Annotated in this window: 25 protein-coding genes; 20 read left to right on the forward strand and 5 right to left on the reverse strand. The window is 61.5% G+C overall.

The features are described from left to right. The first annotated feature begins 109 nt into the window (after window positions 1-109). From ACRQFC_RS04855 to ACRQFC_RS04875, 5 genes are all read left to right on the forward strand, one after another. Window positions 110-832: a sugar O-acetyltransferase gene (locus ACRQFC_RS04855; RefSeq protein WP_284883595.1), complete on the forward strand. Its 723-nt coding sequence runs from the start codon at window positions 110-112 to the stop codon at window positions 830-832. A gap of 151 nt (window positions 833-983) precedes the next feature. Further along, window positions 984-2645: a hypothetical protein gene (locus tag ACRQFC_RS04860; protein ID WP_087069732.1), complete on the forward strand. Its 1662-nt coding sequence runs from the start codon at window positions 984-986 to the stop codon at window positions 2643-2645. A 54-nt stretch (window positions 2646-2699) separates the two neighbouring features. Beyond that, on the forward strand, window positions 2700-3212 hold the full coding sequence (locus tag ACRQFC_RS04865; protein WP_087069731.1) for a hypothetical protein: 513 nt from the start codon (window positions 2700-2702) through the stop codon (window positions 3210-3212). 126 nt (window positions 3213-3338) lie between these two features. After that, window positions 3339-4202: an HAD family hydrolase gene (locus ACRQFC_RS04870; protein WP_101595459.1), complete on the forward strand. Its 864-nt coding sequence runs from the start codon at window positions 3339-3341 to the stop codon at window positions 4200-4202. Window positions 4203-4400: 198 nt separating this feature from the next. Next, window positions 4401-5096 carry a GntR family transcriptional regulator gene (locus ACRQFC_RS04875; protein ID WP_234984393.1) on the forward strand — a complete coding sequence of 232 codons (696 nt, stop codon included), beginning with the start codon at window positions 4401-4403 and terminating at the stop codon, window positions 5094-5096. Window positions 5097-5186: 90 nt separating this feature from the next. On the opposite strand, the gene ACRQFC_RS04880 is transcribed toward ACRQFC_RS04875, so the two are convergent. Further along, window positions 5187-5426: a hypothetical protein gene (locus tag ACRQFC_RS04880; RefSeq protein WP_087069728.1), complete on the reverse strand. Its 240-nt coding sequence runs from the start codon at window positions 5424-5426 to the stop codon at window positions 5187-5189. A 211-nt stretch (window positions 5427-5637) separates the two neighbouring features. On the opposite strand from ACRQFC_RS04880, the gene ACRQFC_RS04885 reads away from it, so the two are divergent. From ACRQFC_RS04885 to ACRQFC_RS04940, 12 genes are all read left to right on the forward strand, one after another. Then, entirely contained in the window at window positions 5638-6288 is a 651-nt protein-coding gene (locus tag ACRQFC_RS04885; RefSeq protein WP_087069727.1) for a tripartite tricarboxylate transporter TctB family protein, read from the forward strand. Window positions 6289-6306: 18 nt separating this feature from the next. Continuing rightward, the gene (locus tag ACRQFC_RS04890; RefSeq protein WP_087069726.1) at window positions 6307-8001 is read left to right on the forward strand and encodes a tripartite tricarboxylate transporter permease; all 1695 of its coding nucleotides are present in this window, start codon (window positions 6307-6309) and stop codon (window positions 7999-8001) included. Window positions 8002-8003: 2 nt separating this feature from the next. Beyond that, window positions 8004-8987 (forward strand): tripartite tricarboxylate transporter substrate binding protein, encoded by a 984-nt coding sequence (locus ACRQFC_RS04895; protein ID WP_087069725.1) that lies wholly within the window; start codon window positions 8004-8006, stop codon window positions 8985-8987. A 65-nt stretch (window positions 8988-9052) separates the two neighbouring features. Further along, window positions 9053-10069, forward strand: a complete 1017-nt coding sequence (locus ACRQFC_RS04900; RefSeq protein ID WP_087069724.1) for a sugar phosphate isomerase/epimerase family protein — start codon at window positions 9053-9055, stop codon at window positions 10067-10069. Window positions 10070-10144: 75 nt separating this feature from the next. Further along, complete coding sequence (locus ACRQFC_RS04905; protein ID WP_087069723.1) at window positions 10145-11137, forward strand: 4-hydroxythreonine-4-phosphate dehydrogenase PdxA; 993 nt, start codon at window positions 10145-10147, stop codon at window positions 11135-11137. A 14-nt stretch (window positions 11138-11151) separates the two neighbouring features. Further along, the gene (locus tag ACRQFC_RS04910) at window positions 11152-12486 is read left to right on the forward strand and encodes an MFS transporter (protein ID WP_087069722.1); all 1335 of its coding nucleotides are present in this window, start codon (window positions 11152-11154) and stop codon (window positions 12484-12486) included. A 95-nt stretch (window positions 12487-12581) separates the two neighbouring features. Further along, window positions 12582-13550: an amidohydrolase family protein gene (locus tag ACRQFC_RS04915; protein ID WP_087069721.1), complete on the forward strand. Its 969-nt coding sequence runs from the start codon at window positions 12582-12584 to the stop codon at window positions 13548-13550. 10 nt (window positions 13551-13560) lie between these two features. Beyond that, the gene (locus tag ACRQFC_RS04920) at window positions 13561-14268 is read left to right on the forward strand and encodes a cyclase family protein (protein ID WP_435706359.1); all 708 of its coding nucleotides are present in this window, start codon (window positions 13561-13563) and stop codon (window positions 14266-14268) included. Then, the gene (locus tag ACRQFC_RS04925; RefSeq protein ID WP_087069719.1) at window positions 14269-15588 is read left to right on the forward strand and encodes an MFS transporter; all 1320 of its coding nucleotides are present in this window, start codon (window positions 14269-14271) and stop codon (window positions 15586-15588) included. 2 nt (window positions 15589-15590) lie between these two features. Beyond that, window positions 15591-17303, forward strand: a complete 1713-nt coding sequence (locus tag ACRQFC_RS04930; protein WP_087069718.1) for a dihydroxyacetone kinase family protein — start codon at window positions 15591-15593, stop codon at window positions 17301-17303. A gap of 182 nt (window positions 17304-17485) precedes the next feature. Next, window positions 17486-17950 (forward strand): ribose-5-phosphate isomerase, encoded by a 465-nt coding sequence (locus ACRQFC_RS04935; protein WP_087069717.1) that lies wholly within the window; start codon window positions 17486-17488, stop codon window positions 17948-17950. After that, window positions 17950-18693 (forward strand): triose-phosphate isomerase, encoded by a 744-nt coding sequence (locus tag ACRQFC_RS04940; RefSeq protein ID WP_087069716.1) that lies wholly within the window; start codon window positions 17950-17952, stop codon window positions 18691-18693. The genes ACRQFC_RS04935 and ACRQFC_RS04940 overlap by 1 nt, the downstream gene beginning before the upstream one ends. Window positions 18694-18917: 224 nt before the next feature. Here ACRQFC_RS04940 and ACRQFC_RS04945 read toward each other — a convergent pair whose 3' ends face one another. Continuing rightward, window positions 18918-19256: a nucleotidyltransferase family protein gene (locus tag ACRQFC_RS04945; protein ID WP_087069715.1), complete on the reverse strand. Its 339-nt coding sequence runs from the start codon at window positions 19254-19256 to the stop codon at window positions 18918-18920. Window positions 19257-19458: 202 nt separating this feature from the next. On the opposite strand from ACRQFC_RS04945, the gene ACRQFC_RS04950 reads away from it, so the two are divergent. Beyond that, window positions 19459-19683: a hypothetical protein gene (locus tag ACRQFC_RS04950; RefSeq protein WP_087071109.1), complete on the forward strand. Its 225-nt coding sequence runs from the start codon at window positions 19459-19461 to the stop codon at window positions 19681-19683. Next, entirely contained in the window at window positions 19680-19934 is a 255-nt protein-coding gene (locus ACRQFC_RS04955; RefSeq protein ID WP_087069714.1) for a hypothetical protein, read from the forward strand. The genes ACRQFC_RS04950 and ACRQFC_RS04955 overlap by 4 nt, the downstream gene beginning before the upstream one ends. Window positions 19935-20112: 178 nt before the next feature. Here the strand turns inward: ACRQFC_RS04955 and ACRQFC_RS04960 are convergent, their stop codons facing one another. Then, window positions 20113-20451 (reverse strand): nucleotidyltransferase family protein, encoded by a 339-nt coding sequence (locus ACRQFC_RS04960; RefSeq protein ID WP_087069713.1) that lies wholly within the window; start codon window positions 20449-20451, stop codon window positions 20113-20115. 131 nt (window positions 20452-20582) lie between these two features. Here ACRQFC_RS04960 and ACRQFC_RS04965 point away from each other — a divergent pair, with 131 nt between their 5' ends. After that, on the forward strand, window positions 20583-20765 hold the full coding sequence (locus tag ACRQFC_RS04965) for a helix-turn-helix domain-containing transcriptional regulator (RefSeq protein ID WP_087069712.1): 183 nt from the start codon (window positions 20583-20585) through the stop codon (window positions 20763-20765). A 148-nt stretch (window positions 20766-20913) separates the two neighbouring features. On the opposite strand, the gene ACRQFC_RS04970 is transcribed toward ACRQFC_RS04965, so the two are convergent. Together ACRQFC_RS04970 and ACRQFC_RS04975 are read right to left on the reverse strand one after the other, a co-directional pair. Then, window positions 20914-22320, reverse strand: coding sequence for a sugar porter family MFS transporter (locus tag ACRQFC_RS04970; protein ID WP_435734648.1), 1407 nt, complete (start codon window positions 22318-22320; stop codon window positions 20914-20916). Further along, complete coding sequence (locus ACRQFC_RS04975) at window positions 22313-24082, reverse strand: alpha/beta fold hydrolase (RefSeq protein ID WP_284883387.1); 1770 nt, start codon at window positions 24080-24082, stop codon at window positions 22313-22315. Before ACRQFC_RS04975 ends, ACRQFC_RS04970 begins: the two co-directional genes overlap by 8 nt. Window positions 24083-24200 lie beyond the last annotated feature (118 nt).

Consider the following 24200-nt stretch of genomic DNA (forward strand, 5'->3'; position numbering starts at 1 on the left):
GGGCGGGTAGGTCACTACTCGCCCCGCACGGGCGTCGTCGTACTGCTTTTCGACCGTCGCTACCACCGCGCACCGTCGCTAGCACCGCGCATCAACTTTAGGAAGAAAAATGCCAGAAACTCCCCGAAACCCGCGCCATATTGCCCGCCCGCACGTCGCTGAGCTGCCCGAACGCTCCCGCTGCCCGCTTCCGGGCGAAGAAACTGACGTGCAATGGCGGCGCATGGTGGAAGGCCGCCTCTACCGCTGGGGGCCCACCCAAGCGCGGGTGCGCGAACGTGCCATCGCGCTGCTGGAAGAATTCAACGCCGACGCCGCCTGGGGCAGCCCGCGCGCGAGCCACATCCTGCGCGAACTGCTCGGCGGTTTCGGGGCCGGCGCGCAGATCGTGCGCCCGTTCACCTGCGATTACGGCGTGAATATCAGCCTGGGGGAAGGCTCCTTTATCAATACCGGCGCGGTGATTCTGGACCTGTGCCCGGTGCGTATCGGCGCCGGGGTGCTCATCGCCCCGCACGTGACCATCTCCTGCGCCTCGCACCCCATCGACCCAGCTCTGCGCGCCACGCGCCTCGAATACGGCCGCCCCATCACCATCGAAAATAACGTCTGGATCGGCATGGGCGCCTCCATCGCCGGCGGCGTGACCATCGGCGAAAATTCCGTGGTGGGCGCCGGCGCCGTGGTGCTGCGCGACGTCCCGCCGGGGAGCGTCGTCGGCGGGGTTCCGGCCCGCGTGCTCCGTTCCATTAATTCCGACGACGCCGCCTTCGCGGCAGCGCTTCTCGCCGACTACCGAGCGGAGGTGGGCGAGGAGCCGCTTTCGGAGTAGGCACCGGCGTGGCTTGGCGTAGCGGGCAGCTTGACACGGGGCTGGCCGCGGAACGCACCGTGGGCTGGTAGCGCGCGGGCGGGGATGCGTGGGGGATGCGCGGGCGGCGCATTATCGCTACTCTGGAAAGGCGCCGAAGGAAGGAAGTTTTGTGCCGCATCGTCACCGTCGACCCAGCACCGCCACCACGCCATTCACATTGTCGCGCACCTCCCGCCGCCCGCACCTGGCCTCGTTCGGCCTGCTCACCGTGCTGGCCCTTGTATTAGCGCTCAGCCTCAGTTCATGTAGCGGCGAGCCGAGCGCCGAGGAGCGCGGCCCCATTGCCGTGCATCGCGCACCGCAAGCGGACCTGGTACTCCCCACCGCGGATGCGGAAGGCGCCATTGCCGCCTCCGCCGCGCTTTTTGCCAGTGCCCACGTTGCGGTGCTGAGCGGCCCGGATTCGGTAGAACAGGCCGGTGAGCTGGCCGGGTCGCTGGGCGTGCCGGTTTTCCTGGTGGAGAGCGCGGAAGCGCAGCCTGAAGCGCAGGGTGCGCCCGAAGCGGATCAGCAGCCCGAAGCGCAGGCTGGCGGGAACGCCCTCGCCGCGGAATTTGAGCGGCTCGGCGTGCAGCATACCTTCCTGGTGGGAACCGCGAAGCCGGATTGGTTGAGCGGCGAAGCCGAAGAGTACCCTCCCGCGGAGGGTCAGGAATCCTCGCAGCCCGCAGAATCCTCGCAGCCGGCCGGCACTGCCCAGCCCACTCAGACCGGCCCAACCCACCTCACACCTGCCGATATCCACTACCTGCCGGCCACCGCCACCGCTCCATTCCCCGCGATTACTGATGGCGCGAATCCCGCCACCTTGGCCACGGTGCGCGCGGCAGGTGGCGCCGTCGTCGAATCACATCCTGATCCGCGCGCAAGCAGTGCAACTATCCAGGCGCTCGCGGGAAGTGAGGCGGCGGTGGCCAGTTTCGGCGTCGCCCTTCCGGATCTTTCGTGGCAGTTAGCCGCGGCGCGCAGCGGCACGGAACTACCCGGCGGCGGGCAGTTGGTGCTGGAAGGCAAGCGGTACGTGGCGCTCTACGGTTCGCCGGTCACGGCCGCGCTCGGGGTGCTCGGCGAACAGGGCGTGGAGGAAACCGCGGCGCGCGCCGATGCGCATGCCCAGCCGTACCGCGCGCTCACGGAGGATACGGTGATCCCCGCGATGGAGCTCATCGTGACGGTGGCGGCCGGGCAGCCCGGCGACGATGGCAATTATTCGCACGAATGGGATCCGGATATTTTCGTGCCCTATATTGAGGCGGCCGCGCGCCACGGCCAGTACGTGGTGCTCGATTTCCAGCCCGGGCGTTCCAGCTTCCCTGAGCAGGTCAAACGCTATGAGAAGCTGCTGCGCTACCCGAATGTGGGCATCGCGCTGGACCCGGAATGGCGCCTGGGCCCGGAGGATTTCCCGCTTGAGCGCATCGGTCACGTGGAGATTGCCGAGGTGAACGAGACGGTGCGGTGGCTCGCCGATTTTGTGCGGGAGAATCAGCTGCCGCAGAAAGTCGTGATCCTGCACCAGTTCCAGGTGCAGATGCTGCGCGATGTTGATCAGCTTGACCAGTCGCGTGCCGAAGTCGCGCTGGTCATTCACGCCGACGGCCAAGGCAGCCAGCCCGCCAAGCAGGACACCTGGCGCACCTTGCACAGCCACGCGCCCGCCGGTGTGGCGTGGGGCTGGAAGAACTTTTACGATGAGGACAAACCGATGCTCACGCCGGAGGAAACCTACACCCAGGTGGAGCCGACCCCGGCCTTCGTGAGCTACCAGTAACGCGGGCGGATTCGCGGGCGCGTTCGGCGCGGGTTCAGAAACGAAAGGCAGAAGATGCGGAGCACGAAAATGATGGCCTTAGCCGCGGGAGCGGTGGCCGCGTTCTGCGGCGTGGCGGGCCTGGGTGGATGCAGTGGTGATACGACGACGCCGCCATCGGCCACGCCCCTCCCGGGCGGGCCGGGGGATACCGCGCAGTTCCCGTCTGAGGCTATCGCGCACGGCACCGGAGAAGTGAAGGTGCGCGGCGGGGTCATTATGTCGGGTGGCGTGGCCACCATGTGCGATGTGTTCCTGGAGAGCTACCCGCCGCAATGCGGGGGAGCCCGGGTGACTATCGCCGGCTTGGAAAGCTATTCGCCGCAGGAGCTGGGCTTGGAAACTGTGGACCCGAAAATCGTGACCCGGCCGGGTGAGACCCCCAAGCCGGCCAGCCCGGATCCGGCCTGGGGTGAGCTGGCCCTAACGATTGATATTACGGAGATTGCTGCGGATGGCCAGTCGGCCACCGCGCAGCTGGTGGAAATTCACGGGAAGGACGGGAAGGAAACGATTAGCCACCGGTAGCTGCACCGGGTGTGGGCGTGGCCCGCGCGGGTCGCGGGTGTGTTCGGGCAGGTCGGTTGCCCGGTGCACGGGCCGCGGGCGGTGCAGCCCCTCCCGGAGCGCGCGCGAGTAGCGTACCGTGGAGATATGGCTATTCATGTGGACCTGGAAGCTGAGCTTCCCGCAGACCTTCTCACCATTGACGCGCTGGCCCTCGATTTGGACGGCACCCTGGCGCGCAATGACAAACACGTTTCCGATGCCACGATTGCGGCGCTGGCCCGGCTGCACGCCACCGGCGTCGCGATTATTGTGGCGACCGGCCGGGTATACCCGGCTACCGTCGGGATTTACGAGCGGGCCAATATTGACGGCCCGCTTATCGCGGCGAGCGGCGCGATGGCGGTGGCATCCGTGCGGGAATATGCGCATGGCGCGGCGGGCGCGGCGTCGTACGAACCTATGGATGACGCGCTCTACGCACGCATCCTCGACTTTTGCCGCACGCACGACCTCCAGCTGGTTATTTTCGGGCGCGACCATCTTTTCGCGAAGGAGGACGGTGAAGCGGTGCGGGTGCTGGCCGAGCGCAACGAAGGCGAGCAGCCCATCGTGGCGGATCTGGAGGCGCTGCCGCACGAGGATCGCCTCAAGGCCGCGCTGTTCGCGAACGACGCCGAATATGAACGCATCCGCGCCGACCTCGCGGCCGAATTCCCCAACGCGGCGCGCTCTTATGACGGCACCATCGAAGTGACCAGCCCGGCCACCGATAAATGGGTGGCGCTGCGCACCATCCTCGAGGGGCTGGGCGTTCCGGTGGCGCGCACCGCCGGCATTGGCGATTCCGCCAATGACCTGCCCTGGCTGCGCGAAGTGGGCGTGGCGATCTGCCCGTCCAATTCGGTGGCGGCCGTCAAGGAGATTTCCGCCTATGAGATCGGCTCCAATGATGAGGATGCCGTGGCCGCGCTGTGCAACCGGATCGCGGAGGTGAGGGAGGGGCGCTAACAGGGCAGCCCCCGAGCTGCTAGCTCGGCTGCCGCGCCGTCGTTCCTGTACATAGTGACCTTGACTCAAGTCCCGGAGCCGGCCCGGCGCCCTCGGTATACTATGCCCATACCCCCGCCTCTGTGACGCGAAATGCCGCGTGCCAACGCCGCGGAACGGCGGGCGAAGAGTGTGTTCATTGGATTCCGAGGAGTCGCCGTGGCCGTCACCGGTTCTCTGCTTAAGCGTCGTCGCTCTGCTTTACGCGACGAGGTGTATTCCACCATTCTCGATATGCTGCTGGGCGGCGTGTTCCAGCCGGAAGAATCCTTAAGTATTGACGGTCTGGCCCGTGATCTTGACGTATCTCCCACCCCGGTGCGTGAAGCCATGGTGGAAATGGAGCATACCGGCTTGGTGGAGCGCCTGGCGCGGCGCGGCTACCGGGTGGCTCCTCCCATCTCTACCGAGCAAATTCGCAAACTTATTGACGTTCGTAAGCTTCTAGAACTCCAGGCGGTGGACTGGGCGTATCCGCACGCCGCGCAGCTCCTTCCGGAATTGCGCCAGGCCCACGCCGAACACGAAGTGGCGTGGCAGAATCTTGAGCATGAAAAAGGGCATCTTGACCTCGCCCATATCCGCCACTATTTCGACGCCGATTGGAACTTCCACCGCGTTATCATTCGCTACGCAAATAATTCTTATCTGGAATCGGCGGTGGATAACCTCGCTTTCCAGGCCCATCGCATTCGCCAAACGGTGGGGGAGGGCAGCTCTGACGGAGCCCAGGCCACCGCGGAGCACCATGCGATTTTGGAGGCTTTCGCTTCGGGCACTCGCGAGGATGCGCTAGCCGCAATGGAAGCCCACCTCAACGGGGTGTTGCGCCGCTCGATTTCCGACGCGGAATAAATGCCTTGCGTGGCGCGGTTCGCGTTCGCCGCGGCATGTGCGGTTCAGATAAATGGGCGACGACGCCGCGCCCATCGACACCTCGCTTACCTAGCCACCACGGCCGGCCCGGCGAATCCGCCGCGCCGCAATCGCGAGGCTGATAAAAATCCATACCGGCCACGCCCAGCAGGTAGCTAAAGCGAGGTAGGTGGTTCGCCGCGCGCTCCGATCCAGCCGCGACTGGGGATCTTGCGCCGCGCGGCGCAATCCGCGGATCAGGTTAACAGCCCAGAGCACCGCCACGCCCAGGTAGATAACAATCCCGACCGTGATGAGAATCTGCCCCATTGCTCCTCCTTCGGCATCGGTGCCCGCAGCCTAGAAAGCTTCACTCCTGTGTGGCTTCGGCACCTCAGGGTACCGCGCGGCCCTTGTCACAGAATCCTATACGATATAGGATATTGGAAACTTAGTAGCGCACGTCACTGTCGATGTTGGTTTCAAAGCCGAAACGTCATCCCTACCACAGAAGTGCACTACCAGAAGGAAAGGTTGCTCGATGAGGAGTACAACGGTGAAGACCGATGGAGACCCTGGGATGCACCCACCCGGCGCGGTTTCTCAGAACACCACGGGTGCCACCACAAGCGCGCCGGTACAAGCTCAACGTTCGGGCGGGAACCGTGATATCGGTGCCCTGGTTTTCCGCCTCGTTATTTTAGGTATCGGCATCTACGTCATCGTGGCGGGATGGAATTACGGACTGTCACAAGATAATGGCGAAGTTGGCGCGGGGCTCATGCCCTTCATTGCCGGTTGCGTTATTGTGCTTGCTTCGATCTGGGATCTTATTCGCTCCAGCATCACCAAGCCGGCACCGGCTGCCAGTCCCGAAGACGACGAATCCGTCCAGCTCATGGAGCAGTACGCGGCCGAAGAAACGCCCGCGGAAGGCGAGCGCACCGAACGCCAGCGCCAGCTCGCGGTGGTCTACGTGTTCCTCGCGATGCTCGGCGCAATTATCCTCACCCGGGTCATCGGCCTGCTGCTGTCTGTCACGCTCATGGTCTTTGTCCTCGTTGTTTTCGTGGAACGGCGTACGTGGTGGAAGGGGCTCCTCGCCGCTATTCTCACCTTCCTCTTCGGCTACGTGGTCTTCTCGGTACTGCTCCAAGTACCGCTTCCCACCGGAATGCTCGACCTGGTGTAAGGGAGGAAAGAACACATCATGATTGAGAATCTTCTGCTCGGTTTCCAAACATCCCTCACCCCGGACAATCTGCTCTGGTGTTTTATTGGGGTACTCCTCGGTACTGTTATCGGGATGCTCCCTGGCCTGGGGGCCACCACGGGCGTGGCAATTCTGTTGCCGCTTACTCTCACGATGGAGCCAGTCACCGCGCTTATTATGCTCGCGGGTATTTACTACGGGTGCCAGTACGGCGGCACGATTGCCGCGGTTCTTATTGCCACCCCGGGGGATGCCAGCGCCGTCGCAACAGTGATAGACGGCTACTCTTTAGCCCGAAAAGGAAAAGCGGGTAAGGCGCTCGCGATTGCGGCCATCGGCTCCTTCTTCGCAGCCATTGTTTCCCTCATCCTGCTCTGCCTGGTAGCAGCCCCTATCGCGCAATTCGCGCTGCGTTTCGGCCCGGCTGAAATGCTCGCCATTATGATCATGGGCCTGCTCACCATCATCTCCTTCTCTGGCGATAACCTCGCCAAGGGACTCATGATGGCCGGCATCGGCCTGGTGCTCTCCACTGTGGGAATGTCCTCGGCCTTCGCGGCTTCGCGCTTCACCTTTGGAAGCGTGAGTTTGCTGGGCGGCATTGATTTCGTCGTCGTTATGATCGGAGTCTTCGCCATCGGAGAGGTTGTCTCCCAGATCGGCGCGGGCACCGCGAAACCCATTCGTGCCCGCATGCGTGACATGGTCATCAAACCCTCCGATATTAAGCAGGCTTTTCCTGCTATTACCCGCGGTACCGGGCTCGGCTTCGTGCTCGGCTGCCTGCCCGGAGCGGGATCTACCCTCGCTTCCCTGGTCGCCTACGGAGCGGAAAAGCAGGTCTCCAAGAACTCTCGCAACTTTGGTAAGGGCGCCATTGAAGGCGTGGCAGCGTCCGAATCGGCAAATAACGCTGCGGCCAATGCGAATTTCGTTCCGACTCTCGCGCTGGGTGTTCCCGGTGGTACGACGACGGCAGTCCTCCTCGGCGCCTTTGTCATGTACGGGATCCAGCCCGGGCCCCTCCTTTTTGAGAACCAACCCACGCTGGTATGGGGCTTGCTGACGTCCTTCTTCATCGGAAACGTCATCCTGCTTATCCTCAACCTGCCCATGGCACCGGTTTTCGCCCAGGTCCTGCGTTTGCCCTACTCCTACCTCTACCCGCTCATCATCTTCTTCTCGATGTTCGGGGCCTTCGCGGTGGAAAATGGCGTTTTCGCGCTCACGGTTCTCTTTGTTGCGGGCTTGGCCGGGTTCTTCATCAAGAAATACAACTATCCGACGGCGCCGCTCATCCTGGGCATGGTGCTCGGGCCCATGGTGGAACGCTATCTGGTGCAGACCTCCGCTTTCAGCCAGGGCGATCTCACCATCGTATTCCGCCAGCCCCTGGCCTTGACGATCCTCGGCATCACCCTGGCCATCATGGTGGTTCCCGGCCTCCTCAAGCGTTTCTCACGTAAATCCAGCCGCAAGTCCGCGGCGGCCGAGGTCCCCGCGGAGGTAACTTCCGCGGAGGAACCCGAACCGCTCGCGGACCTTGCGCGACCCGCTGCCGTGGGGGAGCACGCCGGCTCGGCCGCGCGCGGAACCCGCGCTCTCGACACGACAACCACGCCACCGCCGGCTCTCACGCCCAGCGGTGACATCCCCCAATCCGGATCAACGACGATCAACTCAAAGGAATAACAATGAAAATCTCACGACTCATGAGCGGTATCGCCGCTGTTAGCTGCGCGCTCCTCGCCCTATCCGGCTGTCAGGATAAGGACGGTGGCTCCTCCGCAGGAGGAAGCGATTTCGATCCCGGTGCCCGTATCACCATGGTGGTGCCCATGGCCCCCGGCGGCGGATCGGATATGTCCGGCCGTGCCATCGCCTCCGGTCTGGAGAACGTCACGGGTAAATCCATTTCGGTGGAGAATCGTCAGGGGGCCGGCGGTGCCGTCGGCTACGCCGCATTCCTGGGCGAAGAAGGCGACACCTCCAAGCTCCTCGCCACCGAAACTGCCCTCATTAACCTTCCTCTCACCGAAAATGTGCCCTTTACCTGGCGCAGCTTCACCCCGATTATGAAGGTGGGTCAGGACTCGACGATTATGGTCGTCAAGAAGGGTTCTCCCTACAACTCTTGCCGTGCCGTGGTGGACGCGGCGAAGGCCGGGTCGGTCAAGGTTTCCATCTCCGGTGGCGTGACCGGTAACGATGCTATCCAATTCGGGCTCATCGAAAAGGATCAGGGCGTGCAATTCCAGCGCGTGCCTTACGAATCTGGCGGTGAGGCAGTGACGGCGCTGCTCGGTGGCCACGTTGATGTCGCCCTGGGTAACCCCAGCGAAGTAATGGGCCAGCTGGAAGCCGGCGATCTTGTTCCCCTGTGCGTGATCTCCGATGAGCGCTACCACTACGATGCGCTCAAGGACATCCCCACCACCGTGGAGGAAGGCATTAACGTGACCTTCTCCCAGTTCCGCGGTCTCATCGCTCCGGGTGGAATCAGTGATGAAGCCCGCGAGTACTGGATCGATGCGGCAAAGAAGTACAGCGAAAGCAAGGACTTCACCAGCTACATGGAAACCAACTTCATGCAGATCGATCCTCTCTTCGGCGATGATTTCGTCAAGTATCTCGAAGAGTACGAAGCAGATCTCAAGAAGGGACTCGGGCAGAGCTAAGGCTCGCTAGCAATAAGCGAATAGGCGCCGGCCCCGGAGACGGGGCCGGCGAAAGGAGTGATGAGGTGTATACGGCGGATACCTGGCCAATTGCAGCCAAGATGAATTTCGGATCCCGCACGGAAACAGGGGAGGATATAGCCACAGCGCCGTTGAGCGTATGGGAAGACCAGCTTCTGCAAGTCAAAGAACTCGGCTTCAGCGCTATTGACCCGATGGATGACTGGGTTCCCCTCGTTGATCTACCCGAAGAACGTTTCGCGTCCTTCCGGGATATGTGCCGGGATCTCGACCTCAGCATTCCAGCTATTTCCGTGGGTAGGCGTTCCGTCGTTGATGTTCGCAACGGAGATACCAATCTTGCCTTCGTACACGATCTCATTGACCGTGGGCATGAGCTCGGGGCACAGGTTATCAATATCGGCTTTATGGAAGCCCTCACCCCGGCGCAGGAAAAGGCGCTGTGGTTCTGGTTGGCCCCCGGGCACGTATGCGATCCGCAGCTGCGCCCGCTCGCAATAGAGCGGGTGCGGGAACTAGCCCGGCACGCCGGGCAATACGGGATGCAGATCAGCCTGGAAATGTACGAGGACACCTACGTGGGAACCCACGATGGCGCGGTGAGCTTCGTGCGCGATATTGACCGTGACAACGTAGGGCTCAATCCGGATATCGGTAATCTCATCCGCCTCCACCGGCCTATGCCCAGCTACCAGGAGATGTTCGATGCAGTTCTTCCTTACGCCAATTACTGGCATATCAAGAATTACATTCGCGATGAGGACCCAGAAACCGGTACCTATATGTCCGCACCAGTTCCCCTGGAAAGCGGACTTATTAACTATCGCGCCGTGATCCGGCAGGGCTTGCGGGGCGGATTCACCGGAGCGTTCATGGTGGAACACTACGGCTCGGACTGGCTGGGTGTGGGCGCGACCAACGCACGCTATATCCGCCAGGTGCTCCGCTCCGCCTTGCGCACCATTGATCCCTTCGCCGCTGATGGAGATTCCGTTCGCTCCGCTACGTCCCCCGCTGGCGGGTCCAGCGGCGGCGAAGCCGCTGCGGCGTCGTCGTACTAATTCTCGAACCTTTTCGCCTCAGTTACCTGTCCGTCCTCGGCCGCACTCGCGGCCACACCTACAAAGGAGAAAACAATGACTACCGTTCCCAATCTCGCTATGACTATCGGTGATCCTTCGGGTATCGGCCCGGAACTGGCCATGAAGCTGTGCGCTGATGAAGAAAACCGCGCAAAGGCCAATATTAAGCTGCTCGCTTCGGCTACCGAAGTGGAGAAATATTGCGCCGAACTTTCCCTGAGCTTCCCCTATTCGGAAGAAGCGAAGCCCGGTGAGGTGCAGATCGTGGGATCCGAACTGCAAGATCAGCCCGTCAAGCGCGGAGAACATTCCGTGGAAGGCGGCCGGCGCGTGAAATCTGATCTCCTCAAGGCTATCGGTATGTACAAGGAAGGCAAGGCAGACGCCATTATCTTCCTCCCTCTCAATAAAGCCGCACTCCACGAAGCCGGTATGCACGAAGAAGACGAGCTGCGCTGGTTCGCCAAGGAACTCAACTACGACGGCTTCACCTCCGAACTTAATTTCATTCCCGGACTCACCACCTCGCGTGTGACCTCGCATTGCGGCATCTCGCAGGTAGCCGCCCGCATTAACGCCCGGGCGGTACGCGATGCCATTAATCTGCTCAACGATGTTATTAAGGGCATCGGGGTGGAAGAACCGCGTATTGCGGTATGCGCGCTCAACCCGCACGGGGGAGAATCCGGGCAGTTCGGCCGCGAAGAAATCGACCATATCGCCCCGGGCGTGGAACTTGCGCAGTTCGACGGCGTTAATGTGCAGGGTCCCTTCCCGCCGGACACCACCTTCATGCGTGCCCAGAAGGGGAATTTCGACGGCGTTGTTACGATGTACCACGACCAAGGCCAGATCGCACTCAAGACCATTGGCTTCGATAAGGGCGTGACAGTTCAGGGCGGTTTGCCGGTTCCGCTGGCTACCCCGGCGCACGGTACCGCCTACGAAATCGTGGGCCAGGGCATCGCCTCCATCGGGCCCTCCCAGCGAGCCTTCGATATTGCTACCTCCCTCGGTATCAAGACCGCGGAAGCGGCCCAGGCATAGGAAGCCGGTTCACCATGTCCGTTCACAAGCACGCAGTGAGCCACCCGAAGAAGGGGAAAAAATCGAAGATTCGCATCGAAGTCTTCATGATTTTATGGCTCATTATTCTGCTCAATTACATCGACCGCACCACCCTGTCCATCGCCCTGCCCTTTATCGATAAGGAACTGGGCATCGATGAGGATATGCAGGGGTGGATCCTTTCCACCTTCTTCTGGACCTACCTCATTTTCCAGGTTCCCGGTGGCTGGCTCCTCGATAAATTCGGGCCGCGCCGCGTGATCGGTGCAGCCGGGGCGCTCTGGGGTGGAACCCAGATGGTTATCGGTTTTATCCACACCGGTTTGGGCTTCGGGGTCTCCCGCCTGCTCCTCGGCGCATTGGAAGCTCCGTGTGCGCCTTCGGGCTCCAAGCTCAACTCATCGTGGTTGCCTTCCGGGGAACGCGCCCGCGGTGCCACCTTCGTGGATATGGCCGGAGCCTTCGGATCCGCCGTGGGTGGCATTATGGTCACCGCCATTATTGGCTTCTTCGGATCCTGGCGCTGGGCCTTCTATATCACCGGCGGGATCACGGTTATCGTCGCGATTATCTACTACATCTGGGTACGTGACACTCCGGAAGAACACCCGCGGGTGAGCGCGGAAGAACTCGAACATATCCGCGAAGGTGAGGTAGGCCAGGAAGGCGCCGAACTCACCGCGGAAGAAAAGGCCAAGCTCCCGCGCATCGTGGACTACGCGCGTTCCACCTCCTGGTGGGCGTTCTGGTTTGGGCGCCTGGGCTGGGCCACCGTATGGTGGGGACTCATCTCCTGGACCCCGTCCTACCTCTCGCGCGCTCGCGATTTCGATCTGGCCGGCCTGGGCTGGGGCACCTTCTTCATGTTCATGATGGGCGTGGTGGGCCAGCTGGTAGCCGGGTGGCTCGCGGACTGGGGGCGGCGCACCTTCAACGATTACAACAAGGTTATGAAGGCGCTGCTGGTCGGCTCCGCCCTCGGCATGGCGGTATGCGTGGCAGCTATCCCCTTCGCGCCCTCCGGAATGACCGCCCTCTTCCTGCTCTCAGGTGCCGTGTTCTTCACGAACTTCGGTGGGCTGTACTGGGCGATCCCGGCCTGGCTCGCCCCGAAGAGCCAGGTGGGCACGGTGGGTTCCGTCATGAATATGGCCTCGTCCCTGGGCGGCGCGCTCGCCCCCATCATCATGGGCTACGCGATCAAGGCAGCCGGGGGCTCCTTCACCGGAGCGTTCGTATTCCTCGCCTGCGCGGCAGGACTGTACATGATCGGTTCCGCCCTCATTAATTTCAATCGTCCCTTGGCGCAGCGACGGGTCACCGCATAAGCGCGCCTCATAGCGACGAATTTTTGGGTGCGGTGGTGCCACTGCGGCATGTGCCACCGCGATGGCGCCACCGCACCCGGACCAAGGAGGAAACAATGGAGTTATACACAGGTCCAGTCATTGACGCGCACCATCACTTCTGGGAGCCGCATCTGGGATACCAGCCCTGGCTGCGCCCCGATGCGCATATTCCTTTCCGCTACGGCAATTACGATCCGATCAAAGTTGATTTCTTGCCGGCGGATCTCACCGATTTAGCCGCGAGTATTAACCTCAACCTCGTCGGTTCGGTAACGATGGAAACCGAATGGGAACTGGATGATCCAGTTGGCGAAATGCGCTATACCCAAAATATTGCAGATCGCTTCGGACTCCCCAACGCCGGGGTAGGGCACGCGATTCTCAAAGATCCGCAGGTGCAGGGCACCCTCGAAGAATTAGCGGAGATTCCCATTGTGCGCGGGGTTCGTAATAAGCCCGGGCAATCCGATTCGCCGGCCAGCGCGGAAAGCAACCCGAGCCTGCTCACTGACCCGCAGTGGCAGAAAGGCTACGCCGCGCTACGTACCGTTGGATTGAGTTTCGACCTGCAAGTGGCCTGGTGGCATATGACCGAGGCGAAAACCGTTCTGGATGAGAACCCGGATATTCCCCTCATTATCAACCACTCCGGACTCCCCGCGGATCGCCACCCGGAAATGATCGCCGGCTGGGCGCGCGCCCTGGAATTCATGGCGCAATATCCGCAGGTCTCCATCAAGATTTCCGGGATCGGGCTGAAAGACCAGCCCTGGACCGTGGAAAATAACCGTCCCATCGTGGAAAGAATCACCGAGATTTTCGGAACCGAACGCATTATGTTCGCCTCGAATTTCCCGGTCGATTCCATCGCCGGAAGCTTCGCCGATATTTGGAATGGCTTCCGTGAGATCACAAGCGGATGGTCTCAGGCGGAACAACGAGCCGCCTACGCAGAGAACGCGGTGCGGATCTACCGCCTCCCGTCGGATCTGCTCAACACAACATCGGAAGCCGTGCGCACCGCCGCGCACGTCGAAAAATAGGACAACTACCATGGGATTTTTCGATCACTATCGCGTCGTCGATCTGTCGATGCTTATTGAGCCGCATTGGCGTTTCGCTCCGGAGTTCGCCTTCAAGGAACTTCCGAAACCGGAATTTACCTTCCGTTCCACCGTTCTCAAAGATTACGGTGCCCATAATTTCTCCCATTGCGATGCGCCCCAGCACGTTGATCGGGCCCTGGAAACCATCGAGATGCTCCCCATCGAGCGTTTCTGCGGGGAAGCCAGCCTGATCGACGTTGCGGATTTGGGCGATAACGCTGCACTTTCCCGCGAAGTTCTTGAGGCCCGGGCCGGCGCGGTACGCGCCGGCGACGTCGTACTTATCCGCAGCAACCAGGCGCTGCGCCACCCCACAACCGAGCCAGAATTCTGGACCATGTCCCCGTGGATTACGAAGTCCGGCGCGGAATACCTCCTCGAGCTGGAGGCCAAGGCAATCGCTTTTGATTTCCCGCAGGACCGGGCGATCCGTGAACCGTACCTCACGGATTTCGAGCATCACGAACCCATCGAAGACTGGGCCTGCCATACCGTGCTGCTACCCAAGGGAATCCTGCAAATCGAATACCTGGCCGGGCTGGAACAGCTTAGCCAGGAGCGCTTCCTCTTCTTCGCGGCACCTTTGAAAATCAAGGGTGCAGATGGCGGCCCTGCACGCGTCTACGCGCTCGAAACAATCGCCGAGGAGGCATAAATGACAACCCCGGTCCACGTTCCCACGTCAGCGCGGCGCCGCTGGAAAATTCTCATCCCCGTCATTATCACGATCTACATCATCGCGTATATCGACCGTGTCAATATTGGCTTCGGCATGGAAGGCATCCGGGAAAGCCTCAATATGGATGCTTCCCAGGCTGGGTTCGCCGCGGGAATCTTCTTCATCGGGTACCTGGTACTCCAGGTCCCGGGCGGCTACCTGGCGCAAAAGTGGAGTGCCCGGAAAGTTGTTTTTGTGCTGATGATCGGGTGGGGAGTCTGCGCGATTCTGGCCGGTTTCGTCCACTCGTATACGCAGCTACTCATTGCGCGCTTTACGCTCGGGGTTTTCGAGGGCGGGGTGCAGCCAGCACTTATGGTCCTCATTTCCCGGTGGTTCTCCAAGGCAGAACGCGGGCGGGCCTTCTCGCTGTTCATCATGCACAATCCCATCGCCACGATCATCACCGGTCCCTTCGCCGGCCTTATTCTCATGTACGGGAACTGGCGCGAACTCTTCATTATTCAGGGGGCGCTGCCGCTGGTTATCGGCGTGGGACTGTGGTGGTACTTCGCGGCCGATAATCCGGATACAGCCCGGTGGATCGACCAGGATGAAAAGGACGAGATCCGCGCCCTGCAAATCATCGACGGCAACGAAAAGCCGGTGGAATCGGATTGGCGCCTCGCGGTGCGCAATCCCTTCACCTGGTACCTGGCTTTCCTGGGGATGTTTGTGTGGTTGGGCTTCTACGGGCTCCAGATTTGGTTGCCCACCCTCCTCAAGCAGTCCTTCCACGGTTCGCTCACGGTGGGTCTGGTTTCTGCGATCCCGCCCGTCTGCGCCGGTATTGCTATCTGGTTCAACGGCAAGGGCGCGGATCGCGACCAGCGCTACTGCACCCGCGTGGGTATTCCGCTCATCCTCGGCGGTATTATCTTGGCGCTTTCTTCCTTCGTGACGGCGGACCAGCGGTGGTTGGTGGTGGTTGCGCTCGCGGCGGCAACCGCCTGCCAGCTCTCCTTCTTCGCCCCGTACTGGACGATCAACTCCCTGCTGCTGCCCCCGGCGGCGGTGGGTGCCGGCTTCGGTATCATTAACGGTATCGGGAACCTCGGCGGAATGCTCGGCCCGTACCTCGGCGGATGGCTGCAAGATCTCACGAACGGAAATATGTTCGCTACCACGGTGTTCTTCGGGGTATCGGTCGCCGTTGCCGGGCTCATGGCTTTCGGCCTATCCGGTGCGGTGCGAGCAAAAATCGCTGAGGATCGCGCCCGCCAGAGTGCAATCCTCAAAGATCAACCAACGGAGTAACAATGACGTTTATCTACAACGATCCCAAACAATTCCCCGCTGAAGCCCTCGCGGGTTTCATCGCCGCCAATGAGCGGTACGTGGAAGCGGTGCACGGCGGTGTCGTCCGTTCTACTACCTCCCCGGAGGGCGAAGTCGCCCTGGTGATCGGGGGCGGCTCGGGGCATTACCCGGCCTTCCCCGGCTGGGTCGGCCCGGGCATGGCGCACGGCTGCGTATGCGGGAACGTTTTTGCGTCCCCCTCGCAGTCCCAGGTCACCGCGGTATCCCAGGCTGCCGATAACGGCGGCGGCGTACTTCTCATGTACGGCAATTACGCCGGGGACGTCCTCCACTTCGGGAAAGCCGCCAGCATCATGCGTGCAGACGGCCTGGACGTGCGCGAAGTACAGATTTCTGACGACGTCGCATCGGGCACCCCGGACAAACACCGCGACCGCCGGGGCATCGCGGGCGACCTCTTCGTCGTGAAAGTAACCGGCGGGGCGATTGCCGCCGGGTACAACTTGGACGAAGCCGAACGCATCGGCTGGCACGCCAACGATTCCACCCGCACCCTCGGGGTGGCCTTCACCGGCTGCACCCTCCCGGGAGCAGGCGAACCACTCTTTACCGTGCCGGATGGGAAGTTTGCCCTCGGCTTGGGTATTCACGGTGAGCCCGGGATTTCTGAACACGAGCACGCCACCGCGGACGAGCTGGCGGCCCTGTTGGTAGACGGCGTGCTTGCCGAAGAACCCGAACGCCGCGAGGGCGGTTACAACGGGCGCGTGACCGTGATCGTCAACGGACTGGGCGGAGTGAAGTATGAAGAAATGTTCGTGCTCTACCACGCCGTTTCCACCCTCCTGGCCGAGCGCGGCTTGGAGGTCGTGGCACCGGTGGTGGGCGAACAGGTGACCTCACTCGATATGGCCGGGGTTTCCCTCACGGTGGCTTTCCTCGATGAAGAGCTGGAGAAGTTCTGGCTAGCCGGAGCGGATACCCCCGCTTTCCGCACCGGAAATGTGGAGAACCAGCAGCGCCGCGAACGCCCCGTTGCTGAAGCACACGCGGTAGAACTCAGTGCCGGCGCGCCGGAATCGGCAGCGCAAGCGGAACGCATCGCTACCGTTTTCACCGCCTTTGCCGATGCTGCTATCGCGGCGGAAGCGGATCTGGGCAAGCTGGATTCCATCGCCGGAGATGGCGACCACGGCCAGGGTATGACCCTCGGCTCGGTGGCCGCGCGCGATGCAGTGCGCCGGGCGCTCAGTGCCAAGGCTGGGGCAGCCAGCTTGGTGGACGCCGCCGGTAAGGCCTGGTCCGAAGGCGCGGGCGGAACTTCGGGCGCGCTCTGGGGAGATGCCATCTGTCAGGCCGCCACCCACCTTGATGATGGCGCGGCGGTTTCGGCCGAAACATTGGGCGCAGCCGTGGTCGATGCGGCGCGGAATGTGGCGCGGGACGGTGGCGCCATCGTCGGAGATAAAACGATGGTGGACGCAACCGAACCTTTTGCCGATGCGCTGGAAAAGGAACTCGCCGGGGGCGCTGGCCTCAAGGAAGCCTGGACCCGTGCGGCTGAAGTAGCCCGCGAGGCCGCTGAGGCCACCGCGGAACTGGCCGCACGCAAGGGTCGGGCCAAGACCCACGGCGATGCGTCACTTGGGCACCCGGATCCGGGCGCGGTGTCCTTCGCCCTGCTCATGGCCGCCGCAGCGGAGGCGCTCTGAGGCCAATCTGCACGAACCGCGCAAGAAGGTGGAATAAAACGGTGAAAATACACCAAAATATGGCTTTTTGCGCGGTTCGTGTGGTGGAATAGCAGCGGGCGCCCGCCACGTCACTGTCGCGCGGCTTTGCAAGAATGTACCAACCCGTATACATGTCGAGAAAAGAAAACAAAGGAGTAGATATGGGATTTCGTGTGGTGGTGCTCGGCGATTCGGCCGGGTACGGATACAAGGACCTCATCAAGGCTGACCTGGAGAAAGATGACCGGATTGACGAAGTGATCGACCTGGGCCTGCATGAAGGGGAATCCGCGCTGTATCCCAATCTCGCCACCGCGGGCGCGGAAATGATCGCGCGTGGCGAAGCTGATCGTGGGATTTTCATCTGCGGGACCGGGATGGGTGTGGCGATGTCCGCCAATAAGGTCAAGGGAATTCGTGCCTCGACCGCGCATGATTCGTTCTCAGTAGAACGCCTGGTGCTCTCAAATAACGCGCAGGTGCTGTGCCTGGGGCAGCGAGTGATTGGCGCGGAGCTCGCACGGCGGCTGGCGAAGGAATTCTTCAATTATGAATTCGACCCGAGCTCGCACTCCAAGGCCAATGTGGACGCGATCTGCGCCTATGACGGCTCGCTGGAGGAATAATGCTCTGGGTTGGAACCAGCTGGAAAATGAACGGTACTCGCGCTTTTGCGCGGGAGTACGCCCGTACCCTCGCCGGCCTCGATGCGGCTGGTTTGGGCGATATCCAGCCTTTTATTATCCCGTCGTTTACCGCCATCGACGTGGCGGCTAGCGAGCTGGAGGGAACCGGGATCCTGGTAGGCGCGCAAAACGCCGCCTGGGAGGATGCCGGGGCGTGGACCGGCGAAGTGTCGATTCCACAGGCCATGGACGCCGGGGCCACCATCATCGAAATGGGGCATTCCGAGCGGCGCGAATACTTCGGGGAAATAGATCGGACCGTGAATCTCAAGGTCAAAGCCGCGCTGCGCCACGGGGTTATTCCGCTGGTGTGCTTCGGCGAGCCGGCCGAGGTATTCGAGGCGGGGGAGACCCTTCCCTTCATCACCGCGCAGATCGACGCAGCTCTGGAAGGCGTGGAGGATACTTCCCGGGTGCTCCTTGCTTACGAGCCGATCTGGGCAATTGGGGAACACGGTCGGCCGCCGCGGCGCGAGGACCTGGTGCGCACTTTCGCCGCGCTCGCGGAGCGTTACGGGGACCGCGTGGAGGCTATTCTTTACGGCGGCTCCGTCAATCACGAAAACAACCAGGACATCCTGGGAATCCCGGGCGTGGGCGGCCTCTTTATCGGGCGCTCGGCGTGGACCGCGGAAGGATATATCCGCAACCTCGAGCTCGCCGCGGAAGCGCTGCGGGGGTAGCTGATTTTATCCGGGTGGGCGGGTATTCGGTGGACCGAACGTTTTCGGTCGGCTGAAGATTTTCGGGGAACCGAGCTTTGCTACAGGTAGCGGCAGTTCCGCACGTTTAGTACGACGGCGGAGCTGCCGCTTCTGGCTGGGGTGCTGGGTTGGCGGCATGGTCTCCCGGATGTCTTCTTTTCGAACTATTGGAAAAATTCCAATAGTTGCCGCGTTGAGATCTTTCACGCTTCAGAAGGCTCCACCAATATCGCTTCGGAACGAGCGCAATCGGCAACGTATCCCTCGGATTTGATCGACATGATGTCAACAGGTTTCCCAAGCAGTTCGCTCAGTTTGATTTCTAATTCGATGAGATCGAAGTAGCTGGCACCGGGCAGGAACTCCACCAAAAGGTCGTAATCAGATTTGGTAGTTGCTTCATCGCGGGCTACCGAACCGAAGACCCAGAAGCGGCCGGTGCCGCAATGCGCTCTGATCGCATCACGAATTGTTCCTTCGGAATCAAGAAGCTGCGCCAGCGACGGAACATGTGTTGAATCAAGCGAAGTGGGCGTAGGCATGTGTCTACTCTACTTTTGAATTTGTGACGGGGCTGCCGCTCCTGGCACTGTAGGTTTACTTAGACGACTGTGAAATTCAGTAACTCATGAGCCGTAGTCCGGTTTCGGCGGGGAACAACGTTCCTCAACAGTACAATTAGGCATTCTTCCCCTTTGGTAAATTCTATTGACGCTTGGGCGGTTGGCAATTATTGTTGACAGCATGGAGATTGAGAGCAGCGCCTACCGGCACGGTATAACAGCCGAGGATATTCGGCACGCCGTGCGTAATGCGGTGAAAATGCATTACATGGACGGTTATACGCTGCTCATCGGTCCTGGCCAGTCCGGGCAATTGCTCGAATTATGTGTTAGTGGAGATGAACGCATCTTCCACGCTATGAAAGCTCGTAAAAAGTTCCTACGAATGAAAGGTGATCTCTCATGACCCGTTCTCTTGAAGAGATGCTCGATGAGGTAGAAAACGCGAACGGCGGCGAGGGGCCGGACCCTATTTATACCGTTGATGACCCCTATCTCACGCAGATAGCGGTGGCTCAGATGGAGCTACGCGCAGCTAACAAGCGGCTAGATGCCGCAGTCGCCAAGGCTCGCGCCGCTGGCAAGACATGGCAATCCATCGGGGATGTATTGGGCATGACCCGCCAGGGCGCTAACCAGCGCTTCCTCGCTGCCTAAGTGTACTGCTCGGGGGTGATTAAACAACTGTTCGCGGAAGGTTATATTCGCAATCTCGATCTTGCCGCGGAAGTTTTGCGGGATCGGTAGCGGGGGGCGGCTAGCTGGCTTTTTAGGTGACAGGATTTTGGCTTGGCGAACTACTCGAAAAATTCGAGTAGTTGTCTCTTCGAGAGTTTTACGCCTCCGAAGATTCTACCGCTACCGCTTCGGCACGTGCGTAATCGGCAACGTAGCCCTTCGAGCGACTCGACATGACGTCGACTGGGGTTTCAAGTAGCTCGCTTAGTTTCATTTCTAATGCTACGAGGTCAAAATAGCTGGCATCGGGCAGGAACTCCACCAGGAGGTCGTAATCCGACTCGCTGGTTGCCTCGCCGCGGGCTACCGAACCGAAAACCCAGAACCGCCCGGTTCCTTGATGTGCCTTTATCAGTTCGCGAATCGCATCATTGGCAGCCCGAAGCTGTGCCAGTGACGGGACCTGTGCTGAACCTGATGAGACGGTGGTGGCCATGTGTCTATTTTACTTTTGCGGCGGAGGATGTACAGCTCCTCTGTTCTCGAAATATGCTTGGTGGGTAATCGGAACCGCCTCAATATTGGAAAAGCAAAGAGGATTGCGGCAGATAATATTCAGGAGCAACCATGGCAGTGAAAATCACCCGTTGGGACGCCAGTGACTACCTGGAAACCTGGGAAGATATTGCGGCTTATCTCAACGCGGTACTGGAAGAAAGCGACCCGAAACTTCTTGAAGTGGCTCTCAAAGACGTGGTGCGAGCGCTCGCTCGACGCACGCCAGCCCCCGCTTCGCCCGAGGAAGAATAACGACGGCGAAGCGGCGATAGTGAACATTGAGGATTCGCCATCGCCGCCTCGCGAATTTTCTGCCGCACAGATTTCGTACCTTCTGGATTCTCCGCCGCCTGGATTATCGGGTGCCTTGAAGGTACTGCAGCGCAACCGCTGCAGCCCCCTACCGCGTACTAAATTCCATCTCCTCGAGTTCGCGGCCCTTCGTCTCCGGGATGTAGCGCACCACCAGCCAGATGAGCAGTGCGCCCACCACCGCGTAGGAGAAGTACGTACCGGCCAGCCCCAGGGATTGGGCGAATACCGGGAACAGCAGCGTCACCAGGGTGCCGCCAATCCAGTTGCCCGCCGTCGCCAAACCGAGGCCCGCGGTGCGGATGAGGTTCGGGAAAATCTCCCCGAGGAAGACCCACAGCACCACGCCCCAGGTTCCGCAGAAAATGATGTACACGAGGTGCACGCTCACCAGCGCAATCGCCGCCCACGCACCGGGAAGCTGGAGTGCGCCGTTGGCATCCACCGTGCCCTGCATGAACGCAATTCCGGACGTGATCATCGTGATGAACATGCCAATCGCGCCCCAGAGCAGCAGCGGCCGGCGCCCTACCCGGTCAATTAAGAGCATGCCCACCACGGTCATGCCGATGCCGATCATTGAGGTAACGACCGGGATAAATACTGCCAGGTTGCCGGTGTAGCCCACCGTCTCCCACAGCTGGGTGGCGTACAGCAAAATGTTATTAATACCGGCCATCTGGATAAGGAAAGCGAAGGCGAGGGCCACCCACACCACCGGGTGCAGGAAGTACTTCGGATGGCGCAGATCGCGCAACCGCGGCTGATGCCCGCGCAGGCTCCGTTTAATTTCCTCCACGCGTTCGGTCGGATTCGCGTCCGCTCCGGTAGAAGTCAGAATCTTAACGGCTTCCGCCTCGCGCCCCACGGAAACCAGGTAGCGCGGCGATTCGGGCAGCCGTAGCGCCAGCACCCCGTAAATAACCGCCGGTACCAGCTCGCTCATGAACATCCAGCGCCAGGTTTCCAGCCCGAACCACAAAATATCGTCTGCCGAACCGGAAATCTTCACGAGGATGAAATTAGAAATAAAGGCACCGAAAATACCGATACCGATGGCCAGCTGTTGCAGGGTGCCCAGCCGCCCGCGTTTATCCGCGGGTGCGATCTCTGCGATGTACGCGGGAGCGACGACGGCGCTTACGCCCACGCCCAACCCGCCGAGCAAACGCCAGCCCACCAGCTGCCAGGCCCCGAAAGACAGCCCGGACATCAGCGCCGAAATGGACAGCAAGATCGCGGCCGTGACCATGACTCGGATACGCCCGTATTTATTGGAGAATTGCCCGGCGAACCAGGCGCCGATGGCCGCGCCCAGATTCACCACCGAGACCACCACTCCCGTCATGAGGGAGCTGAGGTCGAACCCGGTCACGTTCCCTGATACCGACCCGATAGCACCATTAATAACGGCGACGTCGAAGCCAAAGAGGAAACCTCCGAGCGCGGCGGCGATGGCTACCTGAAGCAGCCGCGAAGAAGTCGCCTTACTCATTGTTCTGCCTTTCTATTGTGGAGGTGGAAAGTTCGTGGGTGGAAAGCTGCGAGGTGGGATGCGGTTTCGCGAAAGCGGCCGCTATAAATTCACTCATCTGAGTCCGGACTTGTGCCCACACATCCGTGCCCGGAGCGCTGAGCATGCCGTGGAAGGTACCTGGATACATATGCAGCTCCACGGCCGCGCCGGCGTCCATAAGATCGCGCGCCCAGTCCAGACCCTCATCGCGCAGCGGATCGACCGGATTGACCACAAGAAATATGGGCAAGCCCGCATAAGGCCCGCTACCTGCGGAAATAGGCTCGGCGCGGTACCCCGAATCGCCGACGTACGCGCTCCACGCCGCGGCCGCCGCCTCCCGCGTCCACACCGGCCCGTCGCGATAGGTCCGGTAGGAAAGCGTATCGAGGCGCGGGCTCACGCACGGTTCTAGGGCGACGACGCCGCATAATCCCGCCAGTTCCTCCGGCGGTGCGAAGCGCAGCACCTGATCGGCCAGGCCGGCCCCGGCCGAATCACCGAAGATCAGCACGGGCGCATCCGGGAAAGCCCGCGCAATAAACTTCAGCGCCGCGCGGCAATCTTCTACCGCCGCTGGGAACGGATGCTCGGGAGCCAGCCGATAATCGGGAACCACCACGGTTGCCGCGGTCAGCTGAGCGATCTCCGCATTGCGGGCGTCGTCATAGCGGGCGTGGCCCGCCACGTAACCGCCGCCGTGCAAGGACAGGACCACGCGGGGCTGCGGCGTCGTCGTGCTATCGGGATGGAAAATGCGCAGCTCCAGGCCGTTTTCTACCAGAACCTCGCGGCGAATGCCCGCGGGAAGTTCTGGCTCCGCGCCCAGCAGCGCCTCGCCTTCCGCGCGCATCGCCGAGGTATCCCACGTGGTCTGCTCGGGCACGCCCGCGAGCAGCGGCGTGAGCTGCGGATCTAGGTAGGGCTGCGGGCGCACCTGCGTTTTCACGCACTCGGCGAGGAAGGGATCCACCGCGGCGTAGAACGCGTTTTCCTGGTCGCGGCGCACGGTATGTGTGGAGTTCGGGATAAGCACCCCGCGCAGTTGCGGGTTGCGGTGCTCGGTTAGGGCTTCGATGCCGGTGGGGCCAAAGAGTACGTCGTCGGCATCGCCGGTCACGAGGAGGGTGGGCATGCGCAGCTGGCTGAGCACCTCGCGCCCGGGGCGACCCACCACGCCGGTGGCGATGAAATCGAGGTCCACCTCTGTTTTACCTTGGGCCCAGCCGGCGTATTCGGAGGGCGTCCAGGTGGTGTAGGACTCGCGCAGCGAAGCGATGGCTTCGGGCAGGTATTCGCGCACCCGTTCCTGAGTTTTGCCTAGGCTTTCCGCGGCCTCGCGGTAAGCCTGGACCTGCTCGGGGGTGAGGAGAGCCGGGTCTTCGAGCACCAGCCCGGCGATGAGCGCGGGATGCGCGGCGGCGATATGCGCGGCAACCGCGCCGCCCAGGGAATGGCCCATGAGGAGGACCTGGCGCGAAGGCGTGCCGGCCGCGGCCCGTACCACCACATCGGCCGCAGTCGCCACGAGGGCGGCGAAAGGATCGGCCAGGTCGTCCTTGGCGAAACGCGCCGAGAGCCCGTGGCCGAGCAGGTCGCAGAGCACCACCCGGTAGTCGCGCCCATAATGCGCGGCGAGGCTGTGCAGCGAGGCCGCGCAATCGGTCACCCCGTGAAACGCGACGATGGTGCCCTCGATGGGAGCCCCGGAAACTGAATACGATAACGCGGAATGCCTCATTGCGCTCCTTTGCTAGAAGATGTCCGCACGGCGGGGCGGAGATGCCCCGGACGGCTAGGTGAGTTGCCCGGCCGAATAACCCTAGGGTAATAAACATCACCCTAGGTCGTCTAGGGTG

Origin of the sequence: Actinotignum inguinis (assembly GCF_051265835.1) — a bacterium.
In the GTDB taxonomy this organism is placed as follows: Bacteria; Actinomycetota; Actinomycetes; order Actinomycetales; family Actinomycetaceae; genus Actinotignum; species Actinotignum timonense.